General features: G+C 66.3%; 5 protein-coding genes. All 5 read right to left on the reverse strand.

Annotated features, from left to right (window positions below):
- Positions 1-629: urea ABC transporter ATP-binding subunit UrtE (gene urtE, locus RR928_RS07780; protein ID WP_332682045.1), on the reverse strand; the 629-nt coding region annotated here is incomplete at its 3' end.
- A gap of 12 nt (positions 630-641) precedes the next feature.
- Positions 642-1,520 (reverse strand): urea ABC transporter ATP-binding protein UrtD, encoded by an 879-nt coding sequence (gene urtD, locus RR928_RS07785; protein WP_332540249.1) that lies wholly within the window; start codon positions 1,518-1,520, stop codon positions 642-644.
- Positions 1,517-2,662, reverse strand: a complete 1,146-nt coding sequence (gene urtC / locus RR928_RS07790) for an urea ABC transporter permease subunit UrtC (RefSeq protein WP_332540251.1) — start codon at positions 2,660-2,662, stop codon at positions 1,517-1,519. The genes urtD and urtC overlap by 4 nt, the downstream gene beginning before the upstream one ends.
- A 1-nt stretch (position 2,663) precedes the next feature.
- Positions 2,664-4,262, reverse strand: a complete 1,599-nt coding sequence (gene urtB, locus RR928_RS07795; protein ID WP_332540253.1) for an urea ABC transporter permease subunit UrtB — start codon at positions 4,260-4,262, stop codon at positions 2,664-2,666.
- Positions 4,263-4,357: 95 nt separating this feature from the next.
- Positions 4,358-5,017, reverse strand: a 660-nt coding sequence (locus tag RR928_RS07800) for a transporter substrate-binding protein (protein WP_332682048.1), incomplete at its 5' end; no start/stop codon positions are given.

Genomic DNA, 5,017 nt, shown 5'->3' on the forward strand with positions numbered 1-5,017 from the left:
ACCGCGCCGCGCTGCATCACCAGGTACTGGTCCGCCAGCTCCTCGGCGAAGTCGTAGTACTGCTCGCACAGCAGCACGGCCATGCCGCGCTCGCGCGCCAGCATGCGGATCACGCGGCCTATGTCCTTGATGATGCTCGGCTGTATGCCTTCGGTGGGCTCGTCGAGAATCAGCAGTTTCGGGCCGGGCGCGAGCGCACGCGCGATCGCCAGCTGCTGCTGCTGGCCGCCCGACAGATCGCCGCCGCGGCGCTGCATCATCTGCGCCAGCACCGGAAACAGTTCAAACAGATCGGGCGGGATGGGCGTCGACGCGCTGCAATACGCCAGGCCCATGCGCAGGTTGTCTTCGACCGTGAGCCGGCCGAAGATCTCGCGCCCCTGGGGCACAAAGCCTATGCCGGCGCGCGCGCGCTCGTAGGGCGTGAGGCCGGCAATCTGCCGGCCCTGCCATTCGATGGAGCCGCTGCGAATCGGCACGCGGCCCATCAGGCTCTTGAGCAGCGTGGTCTTGCCCACGCCGTTGCGCCCGAGCAGCACCGTGACCTGGCCGGGCTCGGCGCGCAGGCTCACGTCGCGCAGGATGTGCGAGCCGCCGTAGTACTGATGAAGATTCTGGACTTTAAGCATGATTGTGCGGGCTCAGCGCCCCAGATAGACCTCGACCACGCGCTCGTCGGCCTGGACCTGGGCCAGCGGGCCCTCGGCCAGCACCGCGCCGTCGCACAGCACCGTGACTTTCTCGGAGATCGCGGCAATGAACGACATGTCGTGCTCGACCACCATCAGCGAATGCTGGCCCTTGAGGCGCAGGAACAGTTCGGCGGTGCGCACGGTTTCCTCGTCGGTCATGCCGGCGACGGGTTCGTCCAGCAGCAGCAGCTTGGGCTCCTGCATCAGCAGCATGCCGATTTCCAGCCATTGCTTCTGACCGTGGCTCAGCACGCCGGCCTCGCGCCGCACGGCATCGGCAAGGTGAATGGTGTGCAGCACTTCGGCCAGCCTGTCCTTTTGCGCGCTGTCGAGGCGGAAGAACATCGAGTGGCGCACGCCCTTGTGCGTCTTGAGCGCGAGCTCGAGGTTCTCGAACACGGTGAGGTTCTCGAACACCGTGGGCTTCTGGAACTTGCGGCCTATGCCCAGCTGGGCAATCTCGGGTTCGTTGTAGCGCAGCAGGTCTATGGTCGAGCCGAAGAACACCGTGCCGCGGTCGGGCCGGGTCTTGCCGGTGATGATGTCCATCATCGTCGTCTTGCCCGCGCCGTTGGGCCCGATGATGCAGCGCAGCTCGCCGGGCGCGATGTCCAGGCTCAGGCCGTTGATTGCCTTGAAGCCGTCAAAGCTCACATGCACGTCCTCGAGGTACAGGATGCGGCCATGCGTCACGTCGACTTCGCCGGGCACGGCGGTGCGCGCGTAGCTGGCGTTGCGCCCGCCCGAGTCGCCCGGCTCCTGCGCCGCACGCCGCTGCGCCAGCGCTTCAAGGCGCTCGGCGCCGGCTTCCATTTGATCGGGGGTCATGGCGTTTCTCCTTGGGGTTTGGCCTTGCGCCAGCCGCGCATCTGGCGCACCAGGCCCACCACGCCCTGGGGCAGGAACAGCGTCACGGCAATGAACAGCGCGCCGAGGAAATACAGCCAGAACTCGGGTGCGCTGACGGTGAGCCAGCTCTTGGCGCCGTTGACGATGAACGCGCCCACGATCGGTCCGATCAGGCTGGCGCGCCCGCCCACGGCGGCCCAAACGGCCATCTCTATGGAGTTGGCGGCGCTCATCTCTCCGGGGTTGATGATGCCCACCTGCGGCACATAGAGCGCGCCCGCGATGCCGCACATCATGGCGCTGATGCACCAGATGGTGAGCTTGTAGGGCAGCGGCGAATAGCCGGAGAACATCACGCGCGTCTCGGCGTCGCGGATGGCCTGCAGCACCCGGCCGAACTTGCTTTGCACCAGCCAGCGCGCAAACAGATAGCAGCCCAGCAGCATGCAGCCCGTGAGCACGAACAGGAACATGCGCATTTCGGGGGTCGCGATCGCCAGGCCCAGGATGCGCTTGAAATCGGTGAAGCCGTTGTTGCCGCCCAGGCCCGTCTCGTTGCGGAAGAACAGCAGCATCGCCGCATAGGTCAGCGCCTGGGTGATGATCGAGAAGTAAACGCCCTTGATGCGCGAACGGAAGGCAAAGTAGCCGAACACGAAGGCCACCAGGCCGGGCACGGCAACCACCAGGAACAGCGTGGCGACAAAGCTGTCGCTGAGCTGCCAGTGCCAGGGCAGCTCCTTCCAGTCGAGAAACACCATGAAGTCGGGCAAGGCGCTGCCCGAGTTGCCGTCGGCGCCGATCTGGCGCATCAGGTACATGCCCATCACATAGCCGCCCAGCGCGAAGAACAGGCCGTGGCCCAGGCTCAGAATGCCCGCGTAGCCCCAGATCAGGTCCATGGCCAGCGCGCAGATCGCGTAGCACATGATCTTGCCGATCAGCGAGACCGCGTAGTCGGACAGATGGAAGGCGCTGCCCGCGGGCACCCACAGATTGAGCGCGGGTGCCAGCGCGCAGATGGTGATCAGCGCCACCAGGAACACGGCCCAGCCGCGGCGCGTGAGCAGCGGCTTGGGGTCCGGCAACACGACAGAAGGAACAGAAGAATTCAGCTGCATATCAAGCCTCCGCGCTGCGGCCCTTCATCGCGAAGATGCCCTGGGGCCGCTTCTGGATGAAGATGATGATGAAGACCAGCACCGCGATCTTGGCCAGCACCGCACCGGTCCAGCCTTCGAGAAACTTGCCCAGGATGCCCAGGCCCAGCGCCGCGTAGACCGTGCCCAGCAACTGGCCCACACCGCCCAGCACCACGACCATGAAGGCATCGACGATGTAGCTTTGGCCCAGGTCGGGGCCCACATTGCCCACCTGACTCAGCGCGCAGCCCGCCAGGCCGGCGACGCCCGAGCCCAGCGCAAACGCCATGGTGTCGACGCGCGCCGTGTTCACGCCCATGCAGGCGGCCATGGCGCGGTTCTGCGTGACGCCGCGCACGAACAATCCGAGGCGCGTGCGGCCTATGGTCCAGGCCATGGCCAGCAGCACCGCAGCCGCGAAGACAATGATCACCAGCCGGTTGAGCGGCAGCGTCAGATTGGGCAGCAGCTGCCAGCCGCCGCTCATCCAGACCGGGTTCTCCACGCCCACGTTCTGCGCGCCAAACAAGGTGCGCACCGTCTGCATCAGCACCAGGCTGATGCCCCAGGTGGCAAGCAGCGTTTCCAGCGGGCGGCCGTAGAGAAAGCGCAGCACCGTGCGCTCCATCAGCGCGCCCACGGCGGCCGCGGCCAGGAAGGACAGCGGCACGGCCGCGAGCAGATACCAGTCGAACGCACCGGGAAAATAGCTCTGGAACAGGTTCTGCACCATGTATGTCGCGTAGGCGCCGATCATCATCAGCTCGCCATGCGCCATGTTGATCACGCCCATCAGGCCATAGGTGATCGCCAGACCCAGCGCGACCAGCAGCAGGATGGAGCCCAGGCTGATGCCGGTGAACACCACGCCCAGACGCTCGCCCCAGGCCAGGCGGTCGTCGACCTGGGCCAGCGAGCGCCGCAGCTGGGCTTTGACTTTCTCGTCGCTTTCCTCGGCCAGCCGCGTCTGCAGCAGCAGGCGGGCCTGGGGCGAGCCGCTTTCGCCCAGCGACCCGGCGGCGGCGCGGCGCTGGTCGGCATCGTCGCTGCCCAGCAGCGCGGCCGCGCGCGCCAGTTCCAGCGACTGGCGCACGGCGCTGTCTTTTTCCTCGGCCAGAGCGCGTTCGAGCAGCGCAATGGCCGCGGGCGAGGCCTGCTTGAGCATCGCCTGCGCGGCTTCGCGGCGCAGCGCGGTGTCGGGCGCAAACAGATCGAGCGCGGCCAGCGCAGCGGAAATCTCACCGCGCAGCCGGTTGTTGTTCATGACGTCTTCGGTGCCGTCGGGCAAAGGCGTGGCCGCGCCCGTCGCCGGGTCGCTGGCCTGGCCGTTGCGCACGATGAGCGCGCGGCCGTCGGCCACCACCACGGCGTCATCGCCGAGCGCGCGCAGGTAGGGGGCCAGCGTGGCGTCGGGTTGCTGCAGCGCAGCCTGGATGGCGGCAATGCGCGCCTCCGAGTCGCCCTGCGCCATGGCCAAGGCCTGCGCGGGCGTGAGCGCCTGGGCCGCCGTGGAGCCCAGCAGCACTGCCGCGAACGCGACGCAGCGCAGCAGTGTGGTGGTGATTGAGTATCCAAGCATGGTGTGCCGATTCCAGAAAAAGCGCGCGTCCTGCACCGCAGGCCGCGCCAGACGAGAGGCAGCAGCGCAAGGCGCCGCTGCCAGGGATCAGCCGATCACTTTTTCTCTGGCTCATCCTTCTTCTTGTCGTTGCCAGGGATGTACGGGCTCCAGGGCTTGGCCTTGACGGGCGCGGGCGTCTTCCAGACCACGTTGAACTGGCCGTCGGCCTTGATCTCGCCGATGAACACGTTCTTGTGCAGATGGTGGTTCTTCTCGTCCATCTTGCTGACGATGCCGCTGGGTGCCTTGAAGGTCTGGCCGGCCATGGCCGCGATCACCTTGTTGACGTCGGTGGACTTGGCCTTCTCGACGGCCTGCTTCCACATGTGGATGCCGATATAGGTGGCTTCCATCGGATCGTTGGTCAGCGGCTTGTCCTTGTGGCCGGCGATGTTCTTGGCCTTGGCGTAGTCGCTCCACTTCTTGATGAACGCCGTGTTCTCGGGGTTCTTGATCGACATGAAGTAGTTCCAGGCGGCGAGGTGGCCGACCAGCGGCTTGGTGTCCACGCCGCGCAGCTCTTCCTCGCCCACGGAGAAGGCGACGACGGGCACATCGGTGGCCTTGAGGCCGGCATTGCCCAGTTCCTTGTAGAACGGCACGTTGGAGTCGCCGTTGATGGTCGAGACCACGGCCGTCTTGCCGCCCTGGCTGAACTTCTTGATGTCGGCAACGATGGTCTGGTAGTCGCTGTGGCCGAACGGCGTGTACTT

The sequence above is a fragment of the Comamonas sp. genome, from assembly GCF_036666375.1.
In the GTDB taxonomy this organism is placed as follows: domain Bacteria; phylum Pseudomonadota; class Gammaproteobacteria; order Burkholderiales; family Burkholderiaceae_C; genus Comamonas.

Coding starts and splice junctions, on each gene's coding strand:
- urtD (WP_332540249.1), bottom strand. CDS start 1,520: ATGACCCCCGATCAAATGGAAGCCGGCGCCGAGCGCCTTGAAGCGCTG.
- urtC (WP_332540251.1), bottom strand. CDS start 2,662: ATGCAGCTGAATTCTTCTGTTCCTTCTGTCGTGTTGCCGGACCCCAAG.
- urtB (WP_332540253.1), bottom strand. CDS start 4,262: ATGCTTGGATACTCAATCACCACCACACTGCTGCGCTGCGTCGCGTTC.